Origin of the sequence: Micromonospora sp. NPDC049081 (assembly GCF_040648835.1) — a bacterium.
GTDB lineage: Bacteria > Actinomycetota > Actinomycetes > Mycobacteriales > Micromonosporaceae > Micromonospora > Micromonospora antibiotica.
This window is the reverse complement of record NZ_JBEZEK010000008.1, coordinates 66,086-90,928: the sequence shown is the minus strand read 5'-3', so window position 1 is coordinate 90,928 and position 24,843 is coordinate 66,086. Positions and strand designations below refer to the sequence as shown.

24 protein-coding genes, 1 tRNA gene and 1 riboswitch are annotated in these 24,843 nt (G+C 72.5%); of the genes, 2 read left to right on the top strand and 23 right to left on the bottom strand.

The genetic code is table 11. The features are described from left to right. Positions 1 to 50: 50 nt before the first annotated feature. Positions 51 to 148: riboswitch (glycine riboswitch) on the bottom strand. A 78-nt stretch (positions 149 to 226) separates the two neighbouring features. The 15 genes from AB0B63_RS14520 to AB0B63_RS14450 form a co-directional block, all read right to left on the bottom strand. Then, a complete protein-coding gene (locus AB0B63_RS14520) occupies positions 227 to 1,126 on the bottom strand; it encodes an NAD-dependent protein deacetylase (RefSeq protein ID WP_357018410.1) in 900 nt (299 codons plus the stop codon). Positions 1,127 to 1,175: 49 nt separating this feature from the next. Continuing rightward, the gene (locus AB0B63_RS14515; RefSeq protein WP_208565907.1) at positions 1,176 to 1,814 is read right to left on the bottom strand and encodes a hypothetical protein; all 639 of its coding nucleotides are present in this window, start codon (positions 1,812 to 1,814) and stop codon (positions 1,176 to 1,178) included. Then, positions 1,811 to 3,040, bottom strand: a complete 1,230-nt coding sequence (locus AB0B63_RS14510; protein ID WP_208565906.1) for a globin domain-containing protein — start codon at positions 3,038 to 3,040, stop codon at positions 1,811 to 1,813. The genes AB0B63_RS14515 and AB0B63_RS14510 overlap by 4 nt, the downstream gene beginning before the upstream one ends. 2 nt (positions 3,041 to 3,042) lie before the next feature. Beyond that, positions 3,043 to 4,227 carry a nitric oxide synthase oxygenase gene (locus AB0B63_RS14505; RefSeq protein ID WP_357018405.1) on the bottom strand — a complete coding sequence of 395 codons (1,185 nt, stop codon included), beginning with the start codon at positions 4,225 to 4,227 and terminating at the stop codon, positions 3,043 to 3,045. A gap of 404 nt (positions 4,228 to 4,631) precedes the next feature. Beyond that, positions 4,632 to 5,243, bottom strand: coding sequence for a MerR family transcriptional regulator (locus AB0B63_RS14500; protein ID WP_208565905.1), 612 nt, complete (start codon positions 5,241 to 5,243; stop codon positions 4,632 to 4,634). Positions 5,244 to 5,408: 165 nt separating this feature from the next. Continuing rightward, positions 5,409 to 5,873 carry a bifunctional nuclease family protein gene (locus AB0B63_RS14495; protein ID WP_088647333.1) on the bottom strand — a complete coding sequence of 155 codons (465 nt, stop codon included), beginning with the start codon at positions 5,871 to 5,873 and terminating at the stop codon, positions 5,409 to 5,411. A gap of 181 nt (positions 5,874 to 6,054) precedes the next feature. Then, entirely contained in the window at positions 6,055 to 6,750 is a 696-nt protein-coding gene (locus AB0B63_RS14490) for a MerR family transcriptional regulator (RefSeq protein WP_208566438.1), read from the bottom strand. A gap of 50 nt (positions 6,751 to 6,800) precedes the next feature. Then, positions 6,801 to 7,253 carry an FHA domain-containing protein gene (locus AB0B63_RS14485; protein ID WP_067311506.1) on the bottom strand — a complete coding sequence of 151 codons (453 nt, stop codon included), beginning with the start codon at positions 7,251 to 7,253 and terminating at the stop codon, positions 6,801 to 6,803. Positions 7,254 to 7,473: 220 nt separating this feature from the next. Further along, complete coding sequence (gcvH, locus tag AB0B63_RS14480; protein ID WP_208565904.1) at positions 7,474 to 7,854, bottom strand: glycine cleavage system protein GcvH; 381 nt, start codon at positions 7,852 to 7,854, stop codon at positions 7,474 to 7,476. A gap of 56 nt (positions 7,855 to 7,910) precedes the next feature. Then, positions 7,911 to 8,873 carry a DUF881 domain-containing protein gene (locus AB0B63_RS14475; RefSeq protein ID WP_357018400.1) on the bottom strand — a complete coding sequence of 321 codons (963 nt, stop codon included), beginning with the start codon at positions 8,871 to 8,873 and terminating at the stop codon, positions 7,911 to 7,913. Positions 8,874 to 8,882: 9 nt separating this feature from the next. Beyond that, the gene (locus AB0B63_RS14470) at positions 8,883 to 9,215 is read right to left on the bottom strand and encodes a small basic family protein (protein ID WP_067311500.1); all 333 of its coding nucleotides are present in this window, start codon (positions 9,213 to 9,215) and stop codon (positions 8,883 to 8,885) included. Then, positions 9,212 to 10,162: a DUF881 domain-containing protein gene (locus tag AB0B63_RS14465; protein WP_357018396.1), complete on the bottom strand. Its 951-nt coding sequence runs from the start codon at positions 10,160 to 10,162 to the stop codon at positions 9,212 to 9,214. Before AB0B63_RS14465 ends, AB0B63_RS14470 begins: the two co-directional genes overlap by 4 nt. Further along, a complete protein-coding gene (locus AB0B63_RS14460; RefSeq protein ID WP_357018394.1) occupies positions 10,159 to 10,791 on the bottom strand; it encodes a CDP-alcohol phosphatidyltransferase family protein in 633 nt (210 codons plus the stop codon). The genes AB0B63_RS14465 and AB0B63_RS14460 overlap by 4 nt, the downstream gene beginning before the upstream one ends. Positions 10,792 to 11,066: 275 nt before the next feature. Continuing rightward, positions 11,067 to 11,534, bottom strand: coding sequence for a MarR family transcriptional regulator (locus AB0B63_RS14455; RefSeq protein ID WP_208565900.1), 468 nt, complete (start codon positions 11,532 to 11,534; stop codon positions 11,067 to 11,069). A gap of 47 nt (positions 11,535 to 11,581) precedes the next feature. Next, positions 11,582 to 12,757 carry a PP2C family protein-serine/threonine phosphatase gene (locus AB0B63_RS14450; protein ID WP_357018390.1) on the bottom strand — a complete coding sequence of 392 codons (1,176 nt, stop codon included), beginning with the start codon at positions 12,755 to 12,757 and terminating at the stop codon, positions 11,582 to 11,584. A gap of 244 nt (positions 12,758 to 13,001) precedes the next feature. Between AB0B63_RS14450 and AB0B63_RS14445 the strand changes: the two genes are divergently transcribed. Further along, positions 13,002 to 13,883, top strand: a complete 882-nt coding sequence (locus tag AB0B63_RS14445) for a universal stress protein (RefSeq protein ID WP_357018387.1) — start codon at positions 13,002 to 13,004, stop codon at positions 13,881 to 13,883. A 521-nt stretch (positions 13,884 to 14,404) separates the two neighbouring features. Next, complete coding sequence (locus tag AB0B63_RS14440; RefSeq protein ID WP_357018384.1) at positions 14,405 to 15,061, top strand: hypothetical protein; 657 nt, start codon at positions 14,405 to 14,407, stop codon at positions 15,059 to 15,061. Between the two features lie 87 nt (positions 15,062 to 15,148). Here AB0B63_RS14440 and AB0B63_RS14435 read toward each other — a convergent pair whose 3' ends face one another. From AB0B63_RS14435 to fdh, 8 genes are all read right to left on the bottom strand, one after another. Next, positions 15,149 to 15,325, bottom strand: a complete 177-nt coding sequence (locus tag AB0B63_RS14435; protein ID WP_208565895.1) for an amidophosphoribosyltransferase — start codon at positions 15,323 to 15,325, stop codon at positions 15,149 to 15,151. 142 nt (positions 15,326 to 15,467) lie between these two features. Continuing rightward, positions 15,468 to 15,665 carry a hypothetical protein gene (locus AB0B63_RS14430; protein WP_091240450.1) on the bottom strand — a complete coding sequence of 66 codons (198 nt, stop codon included), beginning with the start codon at positions 15,663 to 15,665 and terminating at the stop codon, positions 15,468 to 15,470. A gap of 173 nt (positions 15,666 to 15,838) precedes the next feature. Then, positions 15,839 to 17,599: a selenocysteine-specific translation elongation factor gene (selB, locus tag AB0B63_RS14425; RefSeq protein WP_357018379.1), complete on the bottom strand. Its 1,761-nt coding sequence runs from the start codon at positions 17,597 to 17,599 to the stop codon at positions 15,839 to 15,841. A gap of 1 nt (position 17,600) precedes the next feature. Continuing rightward, a complete protein-coding gene (selA, locus tag AB0B63_RS14420) occupies positions 17,601 to 18,899 on the bottom strand; it encodes an L-seryl-tRNA(Sec) selenium transferase (RefSeq protein ID WP_357018376.1) in 1,299 nt (432 codons plus the stop codon). Positions 18,900 to 18,921: 22 nt separating this feature from the next. Continuing rightward, positions 18,922 to 19,017, bottom strand: a tRNA-Sec gene (locus AB0B63_RS14415). Between the two features lie 45 nt (positions 19,018 to 19,062). Further along, positions 19,063 to 20,259, bottom strand: a complete 1,197-nt coding sequence (gene nrfD, locus AB0B63_RS14410; RefSeq protein WP_357018373.1) for an NrfD/PsrC family molybdoenzyme membrane anchor subunit — start codon at positions 20,257 to 20,259, stop codon at positions 19,063 to 19,065. Then, positions 20,256 to 21,347 (bottom strand): 4Fe-4S dicluster domain-containing protein, encoded by a 1,092-nt coding sequence (locus AB0B63_RS14405; RefSeq protein WP_357018370.1) that lies wholly within the window; start codon positions 21,345 to 21,347, stop codon positions 20,256 to 20,258. Before AB0B63_RS14405 ends, nrfD begins: the two co-directional genes overlap by 4 nt. After that, entirely contained in the window at positions 21,340 to 24,645 is a 3,306-nt protein-coding gene (fdh, locus tag AB0B63_RS14400) for a formate dehydrogenase (protein WP_357018367.1), read from the bottom strand. Before fdh ends, AB0B63_RS14405 begins: the two co-directional genes overlap by 8 nt. Positions 24,646 to 24,843: the final 198 nt, after the last annotated feature.

The window sequence follows — 24,843 nt, the reverse complement described above, 5'->3', positions numbered from 1 at the left end:
TCGACGGATCGGCCTCCCCCTGAGTCACGCCGCACGGCGCTCCACAGTGCCTGCCCGTCGCGGTCCTTCTGCCTGAGAGGTTCCGGGGAGAATCTGCCCCTTCGGCGCCGCCCGGATACTGCTGGGCGATCTCTCCCGCGTGGGTGGTGTCGGCATGGTCAACGCTACCAGCGCGACCGTTACCGGCGGATGTCGTACCCCCCGGGTCGACCCCACCGGGCGGAGATCAACCCGCCACGGGCGTGACCGCCACCACCGGGACGGACCCGCCGACCCCGTCACCCGGGGCGCGGTCCGCGCCCGCCACCACCCGCTGCACCACCTGCGGCAACACCCGCCCCAACGGGGCATCCACCCGCAGCGCCGCATACCCGTCACCCCGGGTGACCCCCTGATTGGCGATCACCACCGCCGTGCCCAGTTTCGCCGCCCGCAACACGAACCGCCGCCCCGACCACACCGTCAACGACGACCCCAGCACCAGCAACGACCGGGCCGCGTCGACCATCGCGAAACACCGCGACACCCGGTCGGCGGGCACCGTCTCCCCGAAGAACACCACGTCCGGTTTCAGCATCCCCGCACCACAACGCGTGCAGTCGACCAACCGGAACGCGGCCACCCGCTCCTCGTCGAGTTCCACGTCACCATCCGGATTCACCACCGCGACCGTCGGGTCGAACCCCGGGTTCGCCGCCACCAACCGCCGATCCAGCTCCTCCCGCGACGTGCGGTCACCACACCGCAGACACACCACCGTGTCCAGGCGGCCGTGCAGATCCACCACCCCGGTGCTACCCGCCGCCGTGTGCAGACCATCGACGTTCTGGGTGATCACCCCGTCGACCAGACCGGCGGCCTGCAACCGGGCCACCGCACGATGCCCGTCGTTCGGCGACGCCCGCGCGACCATCCGCCACCCCAGGTGGCTACGCGCCCAGTACCGCCGCCGGGCCGCCGGCTCCCGGGTGAACGCCTGATACGTCATGGGCGGATGCCGGCGGGCCACACCCGTCGGCCCCCGGTAGTCGGGAATACCCGACTCCGTGGACAACCCGGCCCCACTCAACACCACGACCCCACCAGCGGCGACCAGGCCCGCCAACGCGTCGATCGTCTCCGTCACCCGTCCATGCTGCCTCAGCCGCCGCACCCCGGCGACCCTGCGGGTCCACTCAGCCGCCCAGGACCGCCCGCAGCTGGGCGCTCGCCCCACCCGCCGCCGCCGCATCCGCCCGCAGCTGCTCCGACTGCGCCGCCAGATACGACTGCCACCGGGTCAGCTGCTGCTGCGCCGCCGCGACCGCCGCCAACGCCGCCGCGTGCCGCTCCTCCAACGCCTGCAACTTGCCCGCCAACTCCGGCGACGGACCCCCACCGGCCGGCGGCCCCGCCCCACCCACCTCACCGGCCCGCCGGTGCGCGTCAGCGACGATCTCCTCAGCCTGCCGCCGCGCATCCGCGATGATCTCCGCGCCCTCCGCGCTGGCCTCACCGATCGTCCGGTTCGCCTCGTCCTGCGCCCGCATCGCCAACTCGACAGTCATCGGATCCGGGCCCTGCGGCGCGTTACTCGGCAACGTCCCGTGCCGCAGCATCTCCACCTGACTCAGCAGCCCCTGGTTCTCCCGCCGCTGCCGCGCCAACTCCGCCGTCAACACCCCGATCCGGTCATCCGCCGACCGGACCAACGCCGCGACCTCATCAGCGGACAACCAGTGACTGCCCCGGAACCGCCGCTCCTCCAACACCGACAACTGGCGGGCGATCTCACCCTCCTCCGCGCCGAGCCGATCGGAGTGGTCCACGCTCATCGGGCACCCGTCCCACTGAAGTCACGCGGAGCACCGGCACCGGCCTCGGCGAGCGGCGGATAGAGGGAATGATCATAGCTTTCCGTCAGGACCTGCTCCGGATCCACACCCGAACGCGCCAGGATCGCCACCGTCTCCCGGGTCATCTCCGGGCTGCCACACACCAGGATCTCCGTGTCCGCCCACGGCCCCAACCGCACCGCCGTGTCACCGGCCCGACCGATCGCCCCCTGCCAACCCCAACCCGTCTCCACCGTCGGCACGTACCGCAACCACCCCGTCCCCCCGTGCGGCCACCCCGCCGCCGGCGACAACGCCGCCAACCGCGACACCGCCACCTCGTCATACAGGTCGTCCGGGGTACGCCCACCCACCACCAGCGTCGTGCGCCGCCCCGCACCCTGCTGCACCGCCTCCACCACCGCCCGCAACGGCGCCAACCCCGTACCCCCCGCGATCAACAACAACGGCAGATGCGGTGACCGGTCGAACGACGACAACGCCGTCCCCGTCGGATGCCCCAACAACAACCGCTCACCCGCCCGCAACCGGCGCACCAGATGCGTGGAGAACCGGCCCGCCGCCCGCACATGGAACTCGATCGTCCCGTCCGCACGCGGCGCGTTCGCCGGCGACAGGTACCGCCACGTCCGCAACTGCGGCACCTGCACCGGCAACGACTGCCCCGGCCGGTAGCTACACAGGTAGTTCGGACGCACCGTGAACACCATGATGTCGGCGCGGCGCCGCTCCGCCGTCAACACCTCCGCCTCCCAGTGCGGCGGCGACGTCCGTTCCGCCTCCGCCGCACCATCGAGCATCAGCTTCGCCACCAACTCGTACGCCGCCGCCCACTGCGCCCGCAACGCCGGCGTGAAGTACGGGCCCAGGAACCGCTCCAACGTCGCCAGCAACGCCTGACCCACCCAGATGTAGTGCCGCTCCGCCAACACCACCGGATTACCCCGCTGGTCCTGACCATGGAACCGCCGATGGTCGGCACCCAACCGCTGCGCGAACGCCGACAACGCCCCCGGATCGTCCAAACTGGTGATGATGTGCCCCAACGCCGCCAGGAGCTTGTCCTCCTGATATTGCATGTTCGTCGGGAACATCGACCGCGCCTCCGGCGCCACCACGAACAACGTGGCATAGAAATACTTCGCCGCCTCCGGACCGGCAGCGGAGAACTGGCTCCAACTCTGGCGCAACGCCGCGTTGTCCATCCTCAGTCCTCCTGCGCGCGAGCCACGTCATGACGCTCACGCAACGTCATCTCCACCACACCATCCGGATCGTAGGCGCGGTCAGTCTGCCAAAGATTCGGATTCGGGACCCGGGTGTCGTAGTAGCGGTGGTGCACCGCGTGCAACGCCGCCCACCCCACACTCCCGTTGAGCCACGACCAGTCACCGTGCACCGGACGACCCGCCCGCTCCTCCTGCGCACAGAACTTCATGAACAACTCCGACTCGGTGTGCGGATCGGACACCCGCACCCCCGCCTCCCGGAACGAGTGCAACACCGCCTGGTTCAACACCAACGCCGCATGCTCCCGCCACAGAGTGTCCTCCCGCGACGTGTCCAACCCCAACCCCGCCGCCACCACCGGCAACTGGTCATACCGCTGCCGGTCACCCATGTTCCGGGTCCCGATCTCATCACCCAGATAGTGACCGTTGAACGGCGCGCAACTGTAGTCGACCCCGCCGATACGCAGACGCATGTTACTGATCACCGGCAGCGCATGCCAACGCAGCATCAGATCCGCGAACCACGGATGGTCCGGATGGGTCAACGCCACCTCCCGCACCAACTCCCGCGGCACCTGCCACACCGACGGCGACTCGTTCGCCGTCTCGATCACCCACGGCAACAGGTCGAACCGACCCGGCACCGGCGGCGGCCGCCACCCCAACCGGCGGGCCGCCCGCACCATCGCCACCTGCGCCGGATCACCCACCACCACACCGTCGTCCCGCAGATGACCGCAGTAACGGACCAACTGGTCGTTCCAGATCCGCGCCCGCGGACCCACCCCCGGCCGGTCCGGCGCGAAAACCGTGATCACCGACTGGATCCGACCCCCGTTGTCCCCCGCCGCCAGATGCGCCGACAACTCCCCGGCGATACCCGCCGCCGTCGTCACGTGCCGACGGTCCCGCACCCGCAACCCCGCCCACCGCACCCGCCCCACACACCGCGCCGACTGCCGCCACGCCACCCGCGCCCCGTACACCAACTCCTCCCGGGTGTGCCGGTACGAACCGGTCAACGCGATCTCCTCGCGCACCTCCGCCAACCGCGCCGCCAACCCCGGCAACTGCCGCTCGGCGTGCAACGCCTCCAGGAACTCCGTCGCCTCCGCCACCACCTCCCCACCGGAGTGGACCGCGACACCCGGCGGCGACACAGCGGAGACCGGACACCGCGACCCGGCATCGACACCACCGGCCCGCACGGCGCCCACGCCGACATAGTGATCAATGTGCACTGTGGTTCGTTTTCCCGTCCTCGGCGGGACCACGGATGCGACCCCCGCACCATGCTCCACGCATCAACCCGACGCCACCACCAACCGTCACTCACCGTGACCGATCGATGTTCTCTGGTGATCGCCCTGGACAGGATTCACGGCCGAACCACCGCTGTCAACAAACCCGACTCCACCCCGCAACGTCCACCATGGAACCCACCCCACCCCACACCACCCACCCGGGCACCCAGGTCACGAGCCACATCGATACGACACCCCACCACCCACACAACAAAACGCCGCGACCGGAACCCCGGCCGCGGCGTCGACGACACCACGAATCACCCCGCCCGACGCCGCGCCCGCCGCGCCGCCAACTCGTCACCCACCACCTCCGACGACGAGCCCTGCGCGACACCACCCGCAGCCGACACCGACTCCCCACCCCCGGCCACCGCCGGCTCCGCCGGCAGATGCGACAACGACCCCTGGATCTCCTTGAACGCCCCACCGATCGCGATACCGAACACCCCCTGGCCACCCTGCAACAGGTCGACCACCTCCTCCGGAGACCGGCACTCGTACACCGTCGTCCCGTCCGAGATCAGCGTTATCCCCGCCAGGTCCTCCACCCCACGCGACCGCAACGCCTCGATCGCCTTCCGGATGTTCTGCAGGGACACCCCGGCATCCAACAACCGCTTGACGACCTTCAACACCACCAGGTCCCGGAACGAATACAACCGCGACGTACCCGAACCCGACGCGTCCCGGACACTCGGCACCACCAACGTCGTCCGCGCCCAGTAGTCCAGCTGGCGGTAACTGATCCCCACCGCCGAACAGGCCGTCACACCCCGGTACCCGACCGCACCGTCGCCCTCCAGCGACGACGACACCGCGCCCGACCCGCCCCGCTCCACGCCTGGCTCAGGCTCCCGTGGCTCGTGCATCCCGACAACCTCCCCGTCAGTGCGGCACCACGTCGACTACGCCGACGCCCACCCCTCGACACGGCAACCCTAACGCCGCACCAAGGGGTTACCACGGAGAAACCGCCGCGACACGCCGCGCGACGACACACCACACACCGACGCCGCCACCACGACGCCCCGGCCTCAACCGGCGAAATCCTCCGGACGCACCTGCTCCAGGAACTCCCGGAACTTCTCCACCTCGTCCTCCTGCTCGTCGGGAATCACGATCCCCGCCTCACTGAGGACCTGCTCCGCACAACGAATAGGCGCACCCACCCGCAACGCCAACGCGATCGAATCACTCGGCCGGGCCGACACCCGCACCCCGTCACCCAGCAACAGATCAGCGTAGAAGACGTTCTCCTTCAACTCGGTGATCTCCACCGCCCGCAACGGCGCCTGCAACGCCGCCAGCACGTCCCGCAACAAATCATGCGTCAACGGCCGGGCCGGTTTGACCCCCTGCTGCTCATAAGCGATAGCCGTGGCCTCGACCGCACCGATCCAGATCGGCAGATAGCGGTCGCCCTCGACTTCCCTGAGCAGGACGATCGGCTGGTTGCTGGGCAGCTCCACCCGAACCCCGACCACGCTCAGCTCGCGCACCGCCGCCTCCGTGTCGTTGTCACCTACACCCGCACCGCGCCTGTCCCTGCACGGTACACGGACCTCGACACGGCCGTCCCATCCGCACCAGCACCCGCACCGCGCCAGAAAAGGGGTTACCCCGGCAAGCCTACGACACGCTTCCCGGGGCAGAACCTTCCGCGCACACCACCGAACCGGGTCACCGACCCAACGTCGACCGCAACCCCACCCGCACCAACGCCGCATGCAACTGCTGCGACAACGCCACCAACTCACGCGCCGTCTCCGCCGCCCGCGCCCGCGCCGCCGGATCCGACTGCCGCGCCAACGGCGCCACCAACTGCGCGAACAAACCCACCTCACGATCCGCCGACGACCGGTAACCCCGCAGATGCCGAGGCTCCAACCCGTACGCCGCCAGACCCGCCACCGCCCGCGCGATGATCAACGCATCCGCGTCGTACCACCCCGGCGGATCCGGCACCAACACACCCAGCCGCTCCAACTCACCCAACGTCGACTCGGCGATCCCACTACGCGCCACCAGATCGGCCCGCCCGAGCCGCACCTGCGACTCAGGCTCCTCCACCGACCGGCCCGGCACCTCACCACCGGGACCCACCGCCACCAACGTCGGCCGCTGCCGGCCCGGCGTCTCGTCACCACCGTCCCACTGCGCCAACTGCTCACGGATCACCCGCAACGGCAGAAACTGGTCCCGCTGCGCCGTCAACACGAAACGCAACCGGGCCACATCGTCCCAGCTGTACTTCCGGTAACCCGCCGCCGTCCGCTGCGGCTCCACCAGGCCCTCGGCCTCAAGAAACCGCAACTTGGAAATCGTGACGTCCGGAAACTCCACCCGCAGCTGACCCAGCACCTCACCGATACTCATCAGCGGGTGTGACCGGGCCGCCCCGGACGGCATGGAGGCCGCAGGCTCGTTCACCCCCGGCCGGCCTCCTCCTCCGGGCGAGGACCGGCGATGAACACCACCCGGAACTTACCGATCTGCACCTCGTCACCATTGCTCAACGTGGCCGCCTCGACCCGCTCCCGGTTCACGTAGGTGCCGTTCAGGCTCCCCACGTCCCGCACCGTGAACGTCCCCGAATCCCGATGGAACTCAGCATGCCGCCGCGACACCGTCACATCGTCCAGGAAGATGTCACTGTCCGGATGCCGGCCACTCGTCGTCACATCATGGTCCAACAGGAACCGGGCACCCGCATTCGGACCCCGACGAACCACCAGCAGCGCCATCCCCGGCGGCAACGAGCCGGACATCCGACTCGGCACCACATCGGTGTCCGGACCCTCCAGCACTTCGTCCAACGAACCGAGATTGAGCGTCGAAGTGACGTCGAGCGGGGGGAACTCGTCGCCTGGGCGCGTCATGGGACCACCTCACGGATCAGTTCGGTCAGCATCAGGATAACGGCGGGTATGGCCGCCGGGCAGATCACACACCCGGCGGCTGGCTCCCCGTGCCCAGGAAGGCAATCACCCAACGCTCAACCATTTGGGGTTCTCGGTCGACTGGGCGAGCCTAGCCAGCGCCGAAATGCAGGGCAACCGGACGCGCGGCAAACATCACCCACGCCCGGCACGACACCAATCAGCTCTCGGTGAGCTCACGGTACGCGTCAGCGGTCAACAAACCATCCACCGCCGCCGGATCCGCCGGCACGATCTCCACCAACCAACCCGCACCGTACGGATCCGAGTTGATCACCTCAGGAGAGTCACCCAACGCCTCGTTCCGCGCCGACACCGTCCCGCTCACCGGCGCGTAGAGCTCCGACACGCTCTTGGTCGACTCGATCTCACCCAACGACTCACCGGCCTCCACCACCACACCGGAGTCCGGCAACTGCACGAACACGATGTCACCCAACGCATCCTGCGCGAACTGGGTGATACCGACCCGGACGGTGCCACCCTCGGCACCCACCACCCACTCGTGCTCGGCGGTGTAACGCAGATCCTCAGGAATCACCAGCGCGTCCCTCATCCATCGGTGCACCGGGACCACCCGGCGCGGCCGCGCCGGTCTCAGGAGACCGGACGGGCGTGTTCCAGCTTCAACGGCGCGTGCAGCGCCGAAACCTCGGCAACCTCACGATCCTCGACGCTCACGTTACCGCCGTCACCGCGAACCGATGCGGCCACCCCGCCCGGAATGTTCAACGCGGTACGCATCGTCTCCGGATCACCGATCACCGTGATCGTGAACGGACCCGTCAACGTCCGCCCGTCCACCACCAACGCATCCCCCGACCCGTCCAGGAAGTACGTCGAGGCGATGATCCGCACCGTCGCCCGATCCCCACCCGAGATCTGCATCGCCTCCGCACCCGCACCCCGCAACTCCTGCACCGCATCCAACACCCGGTCCGCCCGGATCGGCTTGCCACCCGGCTCGAACCGCACCGCCAACCCCGGCCCCCGCGCCGGCAACGTACCCGCCAGAATGCCCATCTCGTCGGCCCGCTTCGTCGCCTCCTCCAACGCCGCCTGCCGACCCTGCTCCCCCGACCGCAACTGCCGCTGGCTGTCCTCCAGGCCCTCGATGTCCTGCTGCAGACGCTTCTCCCGGGAATCCAGATCCGAGAAGATCCGCACCAGGTCCTCCTGCCGGGTCGCCGCCAGCGTCGGATCCGTCGACGTGGTCTTCAACTGCACCACCAACGTGAACCCCAACAACGCCAGCAACGCCGCGATCATCACCCCCGCCGACGACACCTTCCGACCCGACACCCGCGACGACGCCGACTCCGCAGGCTCCGCCGACGACACCGGCCCGGACTCCGCCGGCCGCGCCCCGGACGACGCCACCTGCGCCAGGTTCACCGTCTCGCCGCCGTCGTCACCGGACCCCGGACCACCCTCATCCGGCACCAGCGGACTCACCTCGTCCGCATCCGGCGCGTCCGGACGCGGATCCGGGCCAACCGCCGGACGACCCGTCTCCGGCTGCGGCCACCCGGTACCCGTCTCCCGATGCTCGTCGCTCACGTCACCAACCTACGCCCGGAACAGGTGCCGGCGGATCGCCGCCACATTGCCGAAGATCCGCACCCCCAACACGACCACCACACCCGTGGACAACTGACCCCCCACCCCCAACTGGTCACCCAGATACACGATCAACCCGGCCACCAGCACGTTCGAGATGAACGACACCACGAACTGCTTGTCGTCGAAGATCCGGTCCAACTTCGCCCGCACCCCACCGAACACGGCGTCGAGCGCGGCCACCACCGCGATCGGCAGGTACGGCTGCAACGCCGCAGGCACCGTCGGATCAAGATAGATCCCCAGCACCACACCGGCGAGCAACGCCAGCACCGCGATCATCGGACACCTCCGGAAGGGCGGGAAGACGAACCCGGACCGGACGACCCGGCACCGGACGAACGAACAGCACCCGAACCCGTCGACGACGGACTCGGACTCACCGACGGCCGCGCGTAGCGTAGCCGCGGCTCCGGAGCGGCCGGCAGCGTGAGGTCGTCCGCCCGGCGCACCTCGAACGACAACCCCGTGTCCCGGGCCACCCGACGCATCAGATACGCCGAACGGCTGTCGTCGAACCGGTCCCGCAACGCCTTCGGCCCGATCGCCGAAACCTCGTACGGGCTGGTCACCGGACGGAAGTCCACCAGGATCGCCGCGCCCGCCGACCGGATCGTCGACGTCGCCGTCAACCGCTGACCGTTGATCGCGATCGCCTCCGCGCCCGCGGCCCACAGATCGTTGGCGACCTTCTGCAGATCCGAGTAGATCACCCGGGACGGTCCGGCCCCCGAGTCACCGCCCACCGCCCCGTCGTCCTTCGAGGGGGCGTCGGCCAACCGCACCACCACCCCGTCACCACGCACCCGACCGAGACCGGTCCCGGCCTCCAGGTTGCGCAACCGGGCCGCCTGCGAACCACTCAACGCCGCGTCGCGCTGCCGACCGACCTCCTCCCGCAACCGCGCCGCCCGCACGGTCATCGCGTCGGTCTCCGCCTCCCGCTGCTTGATCTGCGCGATCAACGCGGCCCGCGCCTGACTGCGACTCGGCTCGTCGGCCATCGTCTCCCGGTAGGCCACCGCGAACAGGAAACCCACCGCGACGACCACCACGATCGCCAGCACCCGCGCCGAGCCACCCCGCCAACCGGCCGTCGGCGGCGCCTCCCGTCGACGGGCCGCCGCGTCGGCGTAGCCCGGATCCAACGGATTCTGGAACAGCTCGGTGAGGAAGTCCGGGGTGAACAACCGGACCGGGGGCTTCGACCCGTCCTGTGGCGCGCTCACGCGGCAGCTCCCCCGGGACCCGACCGTGCCGACCGGACCAGCTGGGTCGCCTGCCTCACGTACATCGCCCCGGCCACCCAGTACAGCACCAGCCCCCACCAGGCCGCCCCCCAGCCGATCGCCCCGACGGTCGTCGCCGTCACCGACGTGGTCACCGACGCGACGAGCAGCAGCGGGAAGGCGGCCAGCAGTAGGAAGGTGGCGGTCTTGCCGACGTAGTGCACCGGCGGCGGGCCGTAGCCGTAGCGGCGCAGCACCGCCAGTGAGCCGAGCAGCAGCAGCTCCCGGGCCAGCAGCGCCGCGGTGAACTGCCACGGCACCACCTCGCGGGCGGTGAAGGCGAGCAGGGTGGCGAGGATGTAGAGCCGGTCGGCGAGCGGGTCGAGCAGCTCGCCCAGCCGGCTGACCTGCCCGAGCCGGCGCGCGATCCACCCGTCCACCCAGTCGGAGGTGCCGCCGAGGGCGAGCACCACGACCGCCGCGACGTCCGCCTCCACGACCAGGAACAGCCACAGGAACAGGGGTACGCCGAGCAACCGGACGAAGCTGATCAGGTTCGGCAGGGTCATCACCCGGTCTGCCCCACCCGGTGCACCCGGATGCTCTGCCCGAGCCGGCCGACGTGACACCGAACCTCCCTCCGCAGCACGATCCGCGGCGCCCCGCACGGGCGCCGCGATCAGTCGTGCGCTACCGGGCCGGCGGGTGCCGGCGTCTCGGTGATCCCGGCCGGGACCTCCCCCTGATGCGCCCCGCGGCGGTCGACACCCCGGGCCGGCAGCCACTATATCGGGCTCGTTGTGGCCTTTCGGTACGACGTGTTCGCCGTCGGCGACGCGGTTTGTCGTGTGCTGCGTCACCACCGCTAAGGCATCCTAGGATAATAGGGGAACGCGGTCCGGTCTCAGGCGGTACGCACGGCCGTGTCGGTCTGGGGCGGCGTGCCCGAGGCGGCCGCCTGGCCGAAGGCCACCAGCGCCAACAGCAGTTCGTGCTGGGCCCGCGCCGGCATCCGGTCCAGCACCGCCTGCACCGCCCGGTGCCGGCGCTCCCGGACCTCGGCCAACAGGGTGACCGCCGCGGCGGTCAGGACCAGCCGCACCTCCCGCCGGTCCCGGGGGTCCGGGGTGCGCCGCAGCAGGCCGGTGGCCTCCAGCCGGTCACAGAGGCGACTGGCCGACGACGGCACCACGTCCAGCAGCTCGGCCAACCCGTTGACGTTCGTCTCCGGCCGCTCCCTGATCAACGCCAACACCCGCAGCTGGGTCGGCGGGACCGCCACCTGGTGGCGGGAGGTGGCCGAGTCGAGCACACCGACGAGCGCCTCGGCCGCGGCATCGATCGCCGCAGCAAGATCCGGAGGTCGATCCACCCGCTGTCCCCTGCGATTCTCCGCTGTCGTGTGTCGCTGACGACCGATCACCGAGCGCGCCCCCCGCCCGGACCGCACCAGTCCAGGCACACCACGACGGCGTCGTCACGGAGATCAGTGTCGGCATGATATGCGAACAGCTCCCGCATCACCGTACCGACCGCCTCCGTCGCCGGTTGCAGCCGCGTCGACCGCATCGACCGGGCCATGGCCCGCTCACCGTATGCCTCCTGGCCGCCCGGCTGCGCGTCGTACACGCCGTCGCTGACCACGAAGAGCCGGTCACCGGGCAGCAGGTCGAACTCCTGGACCGTGTAGCGGGTCTCGGCGAACATGCCCAACGGCAGCTGCGGCTCCAGGGCGATCCGTTCGATGATGCTCCCCCGCAGCCGCAGCACCCGCGGCGAACCGGCGTCGACCGCCCGCGCGCGACCGGTGGCGGTGTCCACCGACAGCAGCAGCGTCGCCACGTGCCGCTGCCCGCGATGCTGGTAGAACAGGGTGTCCGAGGCCAGTTCGGCCTGCTCCACCAGACCACCACCCGAGCGTCTCGCGTTGCGGATGGCGTTGACCGTGAGCGCGGTGAGCATCGCGGCGGCCAACCCGGTCCCGGCCCCGTTGAGGACGGTGAGGGTGAGCCGCCCCGGGTCGACCGACCAGTCGAAGTGGTCGCCACCCACCGAGTACGCCGGTTCGAGCTGCCCGGCCAGCAGGAACGCCTCGTTGGTGACGCTGCGCCCAGGCAACAGCTCCCACTGCATCTCGGCGGCCATGCTCAGCCGCTCCCGACGCCGCGTACGCCGGTAGCGGTCGGTCTCCCGGTCGGCGGCCCGCAACGTGGTGGCCAGGTCGACGGCCAGGTCGGCGATCAGGTCCACGGTCGGGTGGTCCGGACCACCGGCCAGCTCGACCAGGAACACCCCCAGGCGTTCCCCCCACGCGGTCAGCGGCGCCCACACCCGCAAGGGCCCACCGTCGTGCGGGTCGAGCACCGGTCGCTGGCCGCTGAAGCAGCGTTGCGCCGCGCCCTGGCCGCTGAGGGACCCGGCGGACAGCTCCGGGTCGAGCACCGACCACAGCCCGCTGATCCGGTAGTCGGCCAGGAACACGTCGACCCGCACCGCGTCGAGGGCGGACCGGAGGGCCCGGTCGACGGCCTCCACCACCTGGTCGGGTGGAGCCTCACGTAGCGCACGCGACATCGCTGCGAGCGCATCCGACATGATCGTCCCTCCGAGATTCTTGCTACAGGGCAAGCATCATACGGAGCGATCGACCCCGTTCCGACCGGGGTCACCACGGCTGGGACCGCCCCCGCACCGCCGCACCGCAACCGACGACACCCTCCTTCGACCCGACCCGACCCGACCGACGCCGACAGCCGTACCGGCCGGGTCGGGGTCGGCGGTTTCCGCCCCGCCGACCCCCGCCCGGCCGTGATACTGACGCGGGCGGGAGGTGTGCGGGGTGAACTCGGCGAACGGCGCGGCGGTCGTGGTGGGCGTGGACGGCTCGGAGTCGGCGCTGCGCGCCGTCCGGCTGGCCGCGACCGAGGCGGTGCGGGGGCACCGGCCACTGCGGGTGGTGCACGGCTTCATCTGGCCGCTGCTGCGGGTGCCGATCGACCCGCTCGCCGGCAACCCACCCGGCGGCGGGTTGCGTCAGCAGGCACAGAACCTGGTGGAGGCGGCCGTGGCCGAAGCCCGCACGGCGCAGCCCGGCGTCCGGGTGACCGGAGAGATCATCGACGGTGAGGCCTCGGCGGTGCTGCTCGGCGAGACACCCGGCGCGGCGGTCATCGTGCTGGGTGACCGGGGCCTCGGCGGATTCACCGCGCTGCTGGTCGGTTCGGTGGCGATCCAGGTCGCCACGCACGCCGACTGTCCGGTCCTGGTCGCCCGGGGCGAGGAACACCCCGACGGCCCGGTGGTCGTGGGGGTCGACGGCTCGCCGGCCTCCCGCGCGGCCGTGGACTTCGCCGCCGCGCAGGCGTCCGCCCGGGGCGTCCGACTGCGGGCCCTGCACGCCTACACCCACCCGGCCTCCACCCGCCCCGGCGACATCCAACCCCTGGTGTACGACGAGTCCCGGCTGCGCGACGAGGAGGACGACATGCTCGCCGGGTGCCTCGTCGGGCTCGCCGAACGACACCCCGACGTGCCCGTCGACCGGGAGCCCGTACACGCCCGGCCGGTCGCCGCGCTCACCGAGGCGTCCCGCCGGGCACAGCTGGTGGTGGTCGGCGGTCGGGGTCACGGCGAGCTGGGCGGCCTGCTGCTCGGCTCGGTCAGCCACCGGGTGCTGCACCACAGCGCCTGCCCGGTCGCCGTGGTCCGCACCCCGACCTGACGGCACCGCCGGGCACACCCGACCCGGCGCGTGACCAGACTCCGGAACGTGGACGACACGCCACAGGAACGGCGATCCGATCACGGCTCTTCCGCAGCGCACCGGGCCCGGCCCAGCCGGGTGGACCCGGGCCCGGTGACGGCAGCACGCCGGCACCCGCACGGGCCCCGCCGTCGGGGTGGTCAGCCCCGGTCGCTGTCGTCGTCGGCGGTCTGCGCGCCCGGACCGTATGGGGACGCCTGGCCACGGGGTGTCGGGCGGCCCCGGTCACCGCGCGAGGTGCCCCGGTTGGCGGGGTGTCCGGTCGCGGGAGGCCCCGCGCTGTCCTGCACGGTCGGGTTGTTCCCGTTGCGGCGCATCTCAGGCTGCTGCACGTTCGTCACGGGTGTCTCCTTCCCGGGTGGGGGCACGGTGTTCCGCGCCCGGCAGCGGTTACCCGCCACCGGGGCCCGCATGCGGGCCCCGGCAGGTCGACCCCGGGGGCCGGGGGTGAGCTGCGGCAGGACGGGTAGTACCGGGTGATGGGGGACGATCGACGGCTGGCCCGGACGCTGCTGGACCGGCAGAGCCGCACCTACGCCGAGGAGGCCGGCATCGCGCTTGCCGACCGGCCCGGCCCGCTCTACCAACTCCTGGTGCTCACCACGTTGCTGAGCACCCGGATCCGGGCCCAGGTGGCGGTGGCCGCCGCCCGGGAACTGTTCGCCGCCGGCTGGCGCACCCCGCAGGCGATGGAGGCGGCACCATGGCAGGAGCGGGTGGACGCGTTGGGTCGCGGCCACTACCGCCGCTACGACGAGCGGACCGCCACGATGCTCGGCACCGCGGCCCGCCTGTGCCTGGACCGCTGGCACGGTGACCTGCGGCGGATGCACCGGGAGGCCGGGGGCGAACCGGCGGCGCTGCGACGGCGGCTGACCGAGTTCCCCGGCATCGGCCCGACCGGGGCGGACATCTTCCTGCGGGAGGCGCAGACGGTCTGGCCGGACGTGCGTCCGTACGCCGACCGGCGCACCCTGGCCGGCGCGAAACGACTCGGCCTACCGGCCGACCCGCACGGGTTGGCCGGGCTGGTCGCCGAACCGGACTTCGGCCGGCTGGCGTCGGCGCTGGTCCGGGTGGCCCTCGGGGAGGAGTCGGCCGGTGAGGTGACCCGCACCGCCGCCGCGACCCGCTGACCGGTCGCCCCCGCCGCGATCCCGTCGCCGCCGACGTTGATCGTGCTGGACGAGCCGGGTGGCGCACGGTGCCCACCGGGGCAGCGGTCAGTCGACCGGTTTGTTGCCCGCCGGCTTGGTCAGGTACCACACCAGCACGGCGGCGAGCAGGGCCAACAGCACCACCCCGCCGGAGACCCCACCGCCGTCCTCGGTGGAGCTCCGCCCGGTCACCCCGAAGTAGATCACCGCGAGGCCGGCGACCACCGCCAGAAACGTCCGCATTCCTCGGTCCTTCACGCCCCGCACGGTACGAGCACCCGCCCCGCCGGGCCGGGCGATCGGACCCGGTTCCCTCTTCCGGGCGACGCCGACGGACCGGGCGGGTCCACCGCGCCGACCGCCGGGGCGGGATGGGTCCGCCCGGTCAGTCGGTCTCCAGGTCGTCCAGGGAGATGGCGTGGGTCATCAACCAGCGGGCCAACGCGGCCATGCCGAACAACCACAGCGGCGCACTCTCGGTGGGGCCGTTGGTGGCGAAGATGGCGAACCGCAGGTCCGGGGCCCGGTACGCCTCGATCCGCCAGCGATGGTTCCGGTCCCGCCAGACCGCCGAAGGGTCCATGGGCGTCACGGTAGGCGACCCGGAGCCACCCGGAGGGCGGTTCGCCGGTGTGCCCGGTCCCGCCGGCCGGCCGGCGGGGGCAGGTTCAGCGCCCACCGTCGGGGCAGGGCCACCGCCCCGGCACCGGTGTCGACGGGGAACACCGCCGGCTGCCGGCGGGCCCGGCGGGCCGGTCAATCCGTCCCGGTCACCTCGCGGGCGTCGTCAGGCAACCGGCGGGTCACCCCACGGCGGTCCAGCAGCTCCAGCAGCGGCACCGCCACCCGACGGGTGGTGTCCAGGGCCTGCCGGGCGGCGCTGAGGGTGAACGGCTGCGGCAGCCGGGCGAGGACCCTCACCGCCTCGTCGGCCGCGTCGGGCAGCAGCACCACGTTGTCCGCCAGCCGCAGCAACGCACCGGCCCGTACGGCCGCACCGACCTCCCGGGGGCCGAGGCCCAGCGCGGCCAGCCGGTCGGCCTGCGGCGCGCGGAACGGGTGGGTGGCGTACTCGCTGCGGACCCGGTCGACCGCGCGGGCCACCGGCTCGGGTAGGCCGCCGGACGCCCCGGTGCCGATCCGGCCGGCCCGCAGCGTCAACGGCGGCCGGACCAACGCCTCCACTAGGGCCCGGTCGGGTAGGCCGAGGCGCTGCCGCAGCGCCTCCACCGGGGCGCCCGCCTCCAACGGGTGCGCGGCCACCCAGGCGGTCACCTCCTCGACCAGTCGTCCGCCCAGCCACCGCCAGTGCCCGGGGTCGGCCAGCCAGTCCCCGGCGACCGGGGCGACTGCGCCGGTGACTCCCATCCGGGTCAGCTCACCGGCCCGGACGAGCCGGCGGCGGCGCAGCTCCCCCGCCAGGTCGGGCTGCCCGTCCAGGTCGGTGAGGACGGTCGCGCGGGCGGCGGCGGCACCGCGTCGGCTCAACGGTGGCGGTGCCACGTCCAGCACGGTCACGCCACCGCAGACGTGGTGCCGTCCCGGATCGCGCAGCAACGCCCGGTCCCCGATCAGCAGCGGCAACGGACGGGCCAGCCGCAACCGCACGGTGTCCGCGCCGAGCGGACGGACCCGCGCCGGCACGGCCGCCGACCCGACGTGCAGGGTCAGCGTGACCGGCAGGTCACCTACCGGGTCGCCGGCCAACCGCACGTCGAGCAGGTCGGTCCGGTGGAACTCACCGGGGGTGAGCAGGGCGTCGCCCCGGCCGAGCCGGTCCCGGGGCACCCCGCGCAGGTTGACCGCCACCCGGGCCACCGCGGCGACCCGAGACGCGGCCGTCCCGAGCCGGTGCAGGCCCCGGACCCGGACCGGTTCGCCGGTGGTGGCGAGCGCCACCTGGTCACCGACGTGCAGCTCACCACCGCCGAGGGTGCCGGTGACCACCGTGCCGCTGCCCCGGATGGTGAACGCCCGGTCGATCCACAGCCGCACCGGCCCGTCGGTGCGCGGCGGGGGCAGCCGGGCCACCAACCGGCCCAGGGCGGCGCGCAGCTCGGGCAGGCCGACACCGGTGACGGCGCTGACCGCCACCGACTCGACCGCGCCCAGCGACGTCGCGGCGAGCCGCGCACGGGCCTGCGCCGCCGCCGGCCCCGGGTCGGCCAGGTCCGCCCGGGTCACCACCAGCAGCCCGTGGGACACCCCGAGGGCGTGCAGGGCGGCCAGGTGCTCGGCCGACTGCGGCATCCAGCCCTCGTCGGCGGCGACCACCACCAGCGCCGCCGGCACCGGCCCCACCCCGGCGAGCATGTTCGGCACGAACCGCTCGTGCCCGGGCACGTCGACGAACGCGACCGTGTCACCGGTGGGCAGGGCGGTCCAGGCGAAGCCGAGGTCGATGGTCATCCCCCGGCGGCGTTCCTCGGCCCACCGGTCCGGTTCCATCCCGGTCAACGCCCGGACCAGGGTGGACTTGCCGTGGTCGACGTGCCCGGCGGTCGCGACGACGTGCATCTCAGTCGGCCACCCGCAGCACCACGTCGCGCACCGTGTCGTCGGCGTCGGCGGGTACGCAGCGCAGGTCCAGCAGCAGCCGGCCCCGGACCACCCGGCCCAGCACCGGCGGGTCACCCTGCCGCAGGGCGACGGCGTACCGCTCGGGCAGGCTCAGCGCCCACGAGTCCAGCTCGACGCCCGGGGCGCCGCCGCCACCGACGACGGCGACGCTGGGCACCACCTCGGCCTTGTGTCCCTCGGCGCCGAGGGCGTCGCGCAGCCGTTCGCAGCGGTCCCGCAGCACGGCCGGGTCGGCGTGCAGGGCGGCCCGGGTCGGGGTGGTCGGCCCGTGCAGGGTGGCCGCCAGCGCGGCGAGGGTCAGCTTGTCCACCCGCAGCGCCCGGGCCAGCGGGTGGCGGCGCAACCGGTCGACCAGGTCGGCGTCGCCGAGCAGCAGCCCGGCCTGCGGGCCACCGAGGAGCTTGTCGCCGCTGGCGGTGACCAGGTGCGCCCCGGCGCGCAGGGTGCCCGCGGCGTCCGGCTCGGCGGGCAGCAGCGGGTCGGCGGTGAGCAGACCGGAACCGATGTCGGCCACCACCGGCACCCCGAGGGTGGCCAGCTCGCCGACGCCGACGGCCGAGGTGAACCCGGTGACGACGAAGTTGGACGGGTGCACCTTGAGCACGAAACCCGTGTCCGGGCCGACCGCACGGGCGTAGTCGTCGCGGGTGGTGCGGTTGGTCGTACCGACCTCGCGCAGGCGGGCGCCGGTGCTGGCCAGCAGGTCGGGCAGGCGGAACCCGTCGCCGATCTCCACCAGTTCACCCCGGCTGACCACGATCTCCCGGCCGGCGGCCAACGCGGTCGCGGCGAGCACCAGGGCCGCCGCGCCGTTGTTGACCACGTGCACGGCGGCGGCGTCGGGCACCGCGGCGGCCAGCGCGGCCAACGTGTCGCGGCCCCGGCGGGCCCGCCGACCGGTGCCGAGGTCCAGTTCCACGTCGGTGCAGCCGGCGGCGGCGACCAGCGCGTCGACGGCGGCCGGGGACAGCGGGGCCCGCCCGAGGTTGGTGTGCAGCACCACCCCGGTGGCGTTGAGCACCGACCGGGGCCCGGGGGCGGGCAGGTCGGTGAGGACGGCGTCGCGTACCTCGTCGGGGGTGATCTCACCGTGCCGGGCCCGCTGCTGGGCGCGGGCGACGGCGGCCTTCACCCGGGCCCGGCCGAGGGTGGCCACCGCGGCGGCCACCGCCGGATCGGCCAACAGCACGTCGGTACGCGGCACCCGCCGTCGCGGATCGACCGCCGCCTCGCCCATGCCTGTCAGCTCCCCCGGTGGTTGGCGGAGACGGACGGGAATCGAACCCGCCTGGCCCGGATCCCGGACCACACCAGCTTTGAAGGCTGGGAGGGGCACCAGCCGCCTGAACGCCTCCGCCCCCGAGTCAACCACAGCGCCACCCTGACGGCGCGGTGAGGTGTCAGACCTGCTCCGACCGGCGACGGATCCGTTCCCGCTGCGGCAGGACCGTGTACTTCGGGTCCCGCGCCGAGGCCACCCCGCCGTGGAAGATGCCGAACCGGGTGGCCACCGAAGCGGCCAGCAGCGCGGTGCCGGACAACGCGGACACCACCCGGCTGCGCCGGCCGGCCAGCGCCCCGACCACCCCGGCGGCGGTGAGCAGGCGACCCGCGCGCAGCAGCCGACCCGCCCTACCCAGCCGGTAGGGCTCACTGAGCAGGCCCAGCCGGGTTTCCACCGAGTGCGCACCCCACAGTTCCAGGGCGGCCCCGGCCACCGCCATCCGGCGGGCCGGCCCGGCCTGGGCACAGGGCGCGGCGAGCAACCCCACACCGGCGCCGCTGGCCAGCGCGCTGCCCGCGAAGATGGTCGGCAGCTCCGGGTACGCCTCGTGCCAGGACGGCACCGCCGTCCCGGCCAGCAGCACCCCGGTGTACGTGGCCAGCGCGGGCGCGACGGCGGCGGCGGCCAGCCCGGCGACCTGCCCGGCCGGCGGCAGCAGCCGACGGACCGGGGAGAACACGCCACGCCCCGGCAGCAGCGGTGCGGCCTCGGCGACGGCGGCCAATCCGGCGGCCGGGCCGTACGCGGTGAGGATCCAGGTGCCCACCGACATCGGCGAGGTCGGTTTCGCCACCCGCAGCATGTGGTGGAACCGGGCCGGCCGGCCCAGGTCGTTGACCAGGAAGTACGCGCTGGCGGTGACCGCGCCCAACGCGGTGACCCGGCCGGCCCGCCGCAACGCCGGCCGGCCGGTGAGCTGCCCCCCGGCGGCCAGCAGCGACGACCCGGCGGCCAGCCCACCGGTGAACAGGTATGCGGCGATGTCCCACCGCCACACCGGGGCCTTGAGGATCGGCCGGCCGTAGTAGGAGGTGAACTCCGCCTCCGGGACGCGCAGCTCCTCGCCGCCGCGCCCACCCCGGCCACCCCGGCCACGCCGCCGCGCCACCGGCGGCACGTCCCGGGGCGGCACCGGCGCGTCGGCCGAACCCGGGGCACCGGCCGGGTGCGCACCCTCGGCCGGTCCGGCACCGACCTTCGGGCCGTGGCCGAGCCGTACCGAGGAGCGCTGCGGCCGGAACACACCGTCGGCGGCGAGCCGGGCGCGGAAGCCCCGGAACCGCTCCCCCACCGGAATCCGGCCCCCGGTCACGACGACCCTCCGACGAACGCGGCGACGGCCGCCGCCGTCATGGCCAACGCGGCGAGCCCCGCCCGCCGCCACATCCGGGGCAGGTCCCGGGTGGTGACCACCGGGTCCGGGGGCAGGCCGTACACCTCGGGCTCGTCGAGGAGCAGGAAGAACGCGCCGTCACCGCCGACGCCGTCGGTCGGGTCGTGACCGTACAGCCGGGCTTCCGGCACGCCCCGGTCGTGCAGGGTGGCGACCCGCTGCGCGGCCCGCTCCCGCAGCTCGTCGAGGGGGCCGTACTGGATGGACTCGGTCGGGCAGGCCTGGGCACAGGCCGGGGTCATCCCCGCGCCGAGCCGGTCGTAGCACAGCGTGCACTTCCACGCCCGGCCGTCGCCCCTACGCTGGTCGATCACCCCGTAGGGGCAGGCGGAGATGCAGTAACCGCAGCCGTTGCAGATGTCCTCCTGCACCACCACCGTGCCGAACTCGGTGCGGAACAGCGACCCGGTTGGGCAGACGTCCAGGCAGGCGGCGTGGGTGCAGTGCTTGCAGACGTCCGACATCATCAGCCAGCGGAAGTCGGTGCGGGTCTCCACACCGGTGTCCCGGCCGGGTGGCGCGGCCCCGGGCATGCCGAGAAACCGGATGCCCGTACCGGCGGCGTCACCCGCCGACGCACCGACGGTGCCGCCCGGCGCGGTGGCCATCCGGGCGGCGGCGTCGGCATCACCCGGGGGTACGCCCGGGTCGGTGCCGGTGGTGCCGGTCGTGCCGGCGGCGACCGCCGCCGACGTCGCGCCGGCCGAAGCACCGGTCGGGTTCCCGGCGAACGGGGCGGTGCGGTGCCCGGCCGGCACCGGCTGCTCGACGAAGGCCACGTGCCGCCAGGAGTTCGCGGTCAACGCGCCGGTGTTGTCGTACGACATGCCGAGCAGGTCGAAGCCGGACTCGGGGACGGCGTTCCACTCCTTGCAGGCCACCTCGCAGGCCTTGCAGCCGATGCAGACGCTGGTGTCGGTGAAGAACCCCATCCGAGGGCCGGCAGCCGTCCAGCCCGCGTCCGGGGCCGGATCGAGTGGGCCGTAGAGGCTGTTGCCGTCAGGCATGGTCGGCGCCCTTCTCCCGTGGCCCGTCGTCGCTGCGACCCGCCGGCCGCAGCACCGGGGTCGTCACCGTCGGCGGGCGTTCCCCGGGCACGATCCCGGCCCGTCGACGGTAGTCCTCGACCAGGTCCCGCAACACCGGGCCGGTCGGTCGCCGGCCCGGCCGGACGTCGCAGGTGCCGACCTTGCTCTCCTGGATGAGCACGTTCGGGTCCAGGGTGATGCCGAACAGGTCGTTGGCCGAGTCGCCGGTGACCAGCCCCTCGTAGCCGAAGTGGTACGGCAGCCAGAGCTGGTGGATGATCCGACCGTCCACCCGCAACGGGGTGAGCCGGTCGGTGACCAGCACCTTCGCCTCGATCACCGCCCGGCCGCTGATCAGGTGCGCCCAGCCGAGGTGGGTCAGCCCCGTCTCGGCGGCCAACTCCGGGGACACCTCCACGAACATCTCCGGTTGCAGCTCCGCCAGTGGACGCACCGTACGGCTCATCGCCCCGGCGGTGTGGTGCTCGGTGAGCCGGCTGACCGTGAACACGTACGGGAAGACCTGGCTGTGTTCCTGCGGTGGGCTCGGGTTCACCGAGTTCACCGGGTGGGCGTACACCTTGCGGGTCGGGTTGGCCTGCTGGCCGTAGAGCGGGTTGCGCATCGGCGACTCCGCCGGCTCGTAGTGCGTCGGCAGCGGACCGTCGAGCACCCCGCTCGGCGCATACAGCCAGCCCTTGCCGTCGGCCTGCATGATGAACGGATCGTCGCCGGCCAGCGCCGCCGGGCCGGACGCCCCCTGCGGCGGCCGGTACGTCGGCGGTTTCGTCCGCTCGAAGTCCGGCACGTCGTGACCGGTCCACTCGCCGGCCTGCGGGTCCCACCAGACGTACTTCTTGCGCTCGCTCCACGGGCGGCCCTGCGGGTCGGCCGACGCCCGGTTGTAGAGGATGCGCCGGTTCGCCGGCCACGCCCAGCCCCACTGCGCGGCGACCCAGTCCTGTTCGTGCCGGGACCGGCGGCGGGCGGCCTGGTTGACCCCGTCGGCGTAGACACCGGAGTAGATCCAGCAGCCCACGGCGGTGCTGCCGTCGTCCTTCGCCTCGGTGAACGAGGACAGTGGACGGCCGGTGGACACGTCGTAGCCGTTGATCTCGCGCAGCACCGCCTCGGCGCTCGGCTCGTCGTGTGGGCCGTGCGTGGGGTAGTCCCAGGCCAGGTCGAGCAGGGCGCGGTCGCGGCGGTGGGGGGAACCGGCCAGCCGCTCCCGCAGCCGCCGCCCCAGGTGGTAGAAGAACCACAGCTCGGAGCGGGCGTCACCCGGTGGCTCGACGGCCTTCTCCCGCCACTGCAACAGCCGCTGGGTCTGGGTGAAGGTGCCCTCCTTCTCGACGTGCGACGCGGCCGGCAGGAAGAACACCTCGGTGCGGCACTCGGTCGGGACGATCTCGCCGGTGGCCACCTCGGGGCCGTTCTTCCAGAACGTGGCGCTCTCGATCATGAACAGGTCGCGGACCACCAGCCAGTCCAGGTTGGCCATGCCGAGCCGCTGCGCCCGCCCGTGCGCCGAGCCGACAGCCGGGTTCTGGCCGAGCAGGAAGTACCCCTTGATCTTGCCGTCGATCATGTTGAGCACCTGCTGGTAGGTGCCGTGGTCGCCGGTCATCCGGGGCAGGTGGTCATAGCAGAAGTCGTTGTCCGGGGTCGCCGCGTCCCCCCAGTACGCCTTCAACAGGCTCGCCGCGTACGCCCGCGCGTCGCCCCAGAAACCCTTCTGCCCGGGGTGGCGGATGCTGTCCACCCAGTCGTCGAACGTCGGGTGGTCGGCGTGGTGCGGCATCGGCAGGTAACCGGGCAGCAGGTTGAACAGCGTCGGGATGTCCGTGGAGCCCTGGATGCTGGCGTGCCCGCGCAACGCCAGGATGCCGCCGCCCGGCCGGCCCATGTTGCCCAGCAGCAACTGGATGATCGCCCCGGTGCGGATGTACTGCACACCGACGCTGTGCTGGGTCCAGCCCACCGAGTAGACCAGGGCGCCGGTGCGGTCCCGGCCCGAGTTCTCCGCCCAGGCCCGCGCCAGCTCCAGGAACTTGTCCCGGGGGATGCCGCAGACCCGCTCCACCATCTCCGGGGTGTAGCGGGCGAAGTGCCGGCGCAGGATCTGGTAGACGCACCGTGGATGTTGCAGGGTCTCGTCCCGCTGGGTCTGCCCGTGCACCTGCGCGCCGTGCGACTCGTGCCGCAGGCCGGCCGCGTTGTCACGTTCCTTGGCGGTGTGCCCGTTGCCGGAGTCCCCCTCGTGCCCGGCGTACTGCCAGCTGGTCTCCACGTAGCTGTCCGTGTTCGGGTCGTAGCCGGAGAACAGGCCGTCGCCGTCCTCGGTGTCGGCGAACTGCTCACTGACGATCGTCGCCGCGTTCGTGTACGCCAGCACGTACTCCCGGAAGTCCAGCTCGTTGTCCAGGATGTAGCGCACCACGCCACCGAGCAGGGCGATGTCGGTGCCCGCCCGGATCGGCAGGTAGGTGTCGGCGACCGCGCTGGTGCGGGTGAACCGGGGATCGACGTGGAAGACCTTCGCGCCGCGCCGTTTGGCCTCCATGACCCACTGGAAGCCCACCGGATGGGCCTCGGCCATGTTCGAGCCCTGGATGACGATGACGTCAGCGTTGGCGAGGTCCTGTTGGAAGTCCGTCGCGCCACCGCGACCGAAGCTGGCCCCCAGACCGGGGACGGTGGCGGAGTGTCAAATGCGGGCCTGGTTCTCGATCTGGAGCGCCCCCATCGCGGTGAACAGCTTCTTGATGAGGTAGTTCTCCTCGTTGTCCAGCGTCGCCCCACCCAGGCTGGAGATGCCCAGCGTGCGGTGCAACGGCCGGCCGTCGCTGTCGACGTCCTCCCAGGTCTGCTCGCGGGCGGCGAGGATCCGGTCGGTGATCATGTCGAGCGCGGTGTCGAGGTCGAGGTCCTCCCACTCGGTGGAATACGGTCGCCGGTAGCGGACGGTGGTCTGCCGCAGCGGGCTGGTGACCAGGCTCTTGCTGGCCGAGCCCTTCGGGCAGAGCCGCCCCCGGGAGATCGGGCTGTCCGGGTCGCCCTCGATCTGGGTGACCCGGTCGTCGGAGACGTACACCCGCTGCCCGCAGCCGACCGCGCAGTACGGGCAGACCGAGCGGGCCACCCGGTCGGCGGTCTCGGTGCGGGCGGTCAGCCCGGCGGAGCGGTCCGACTGCGCCGCCGCGCCCCGGCCGAGCGGGTCGGTGCCGGTGAGCTGGCGGTAGACCGGCCAGCCCGCGATGAAGGTACGCAGACCCACTGCGCTCCTCCCTCCCCGGCATGAACCGACCCTCTGAACATAGGCCAGCGCGGCGGAGGATGCGACCCGGTGCGGGGATCTCCACGCACCGGTATGGCGCTGCCCCCGACCGGTCCGGTCGGGGGCAGCGCCATACCGCGATGGCGGAGCGCCGATGTGCATGTCGCCTCTCGGCGCGTGGCGCAACGCGGCTCCAGC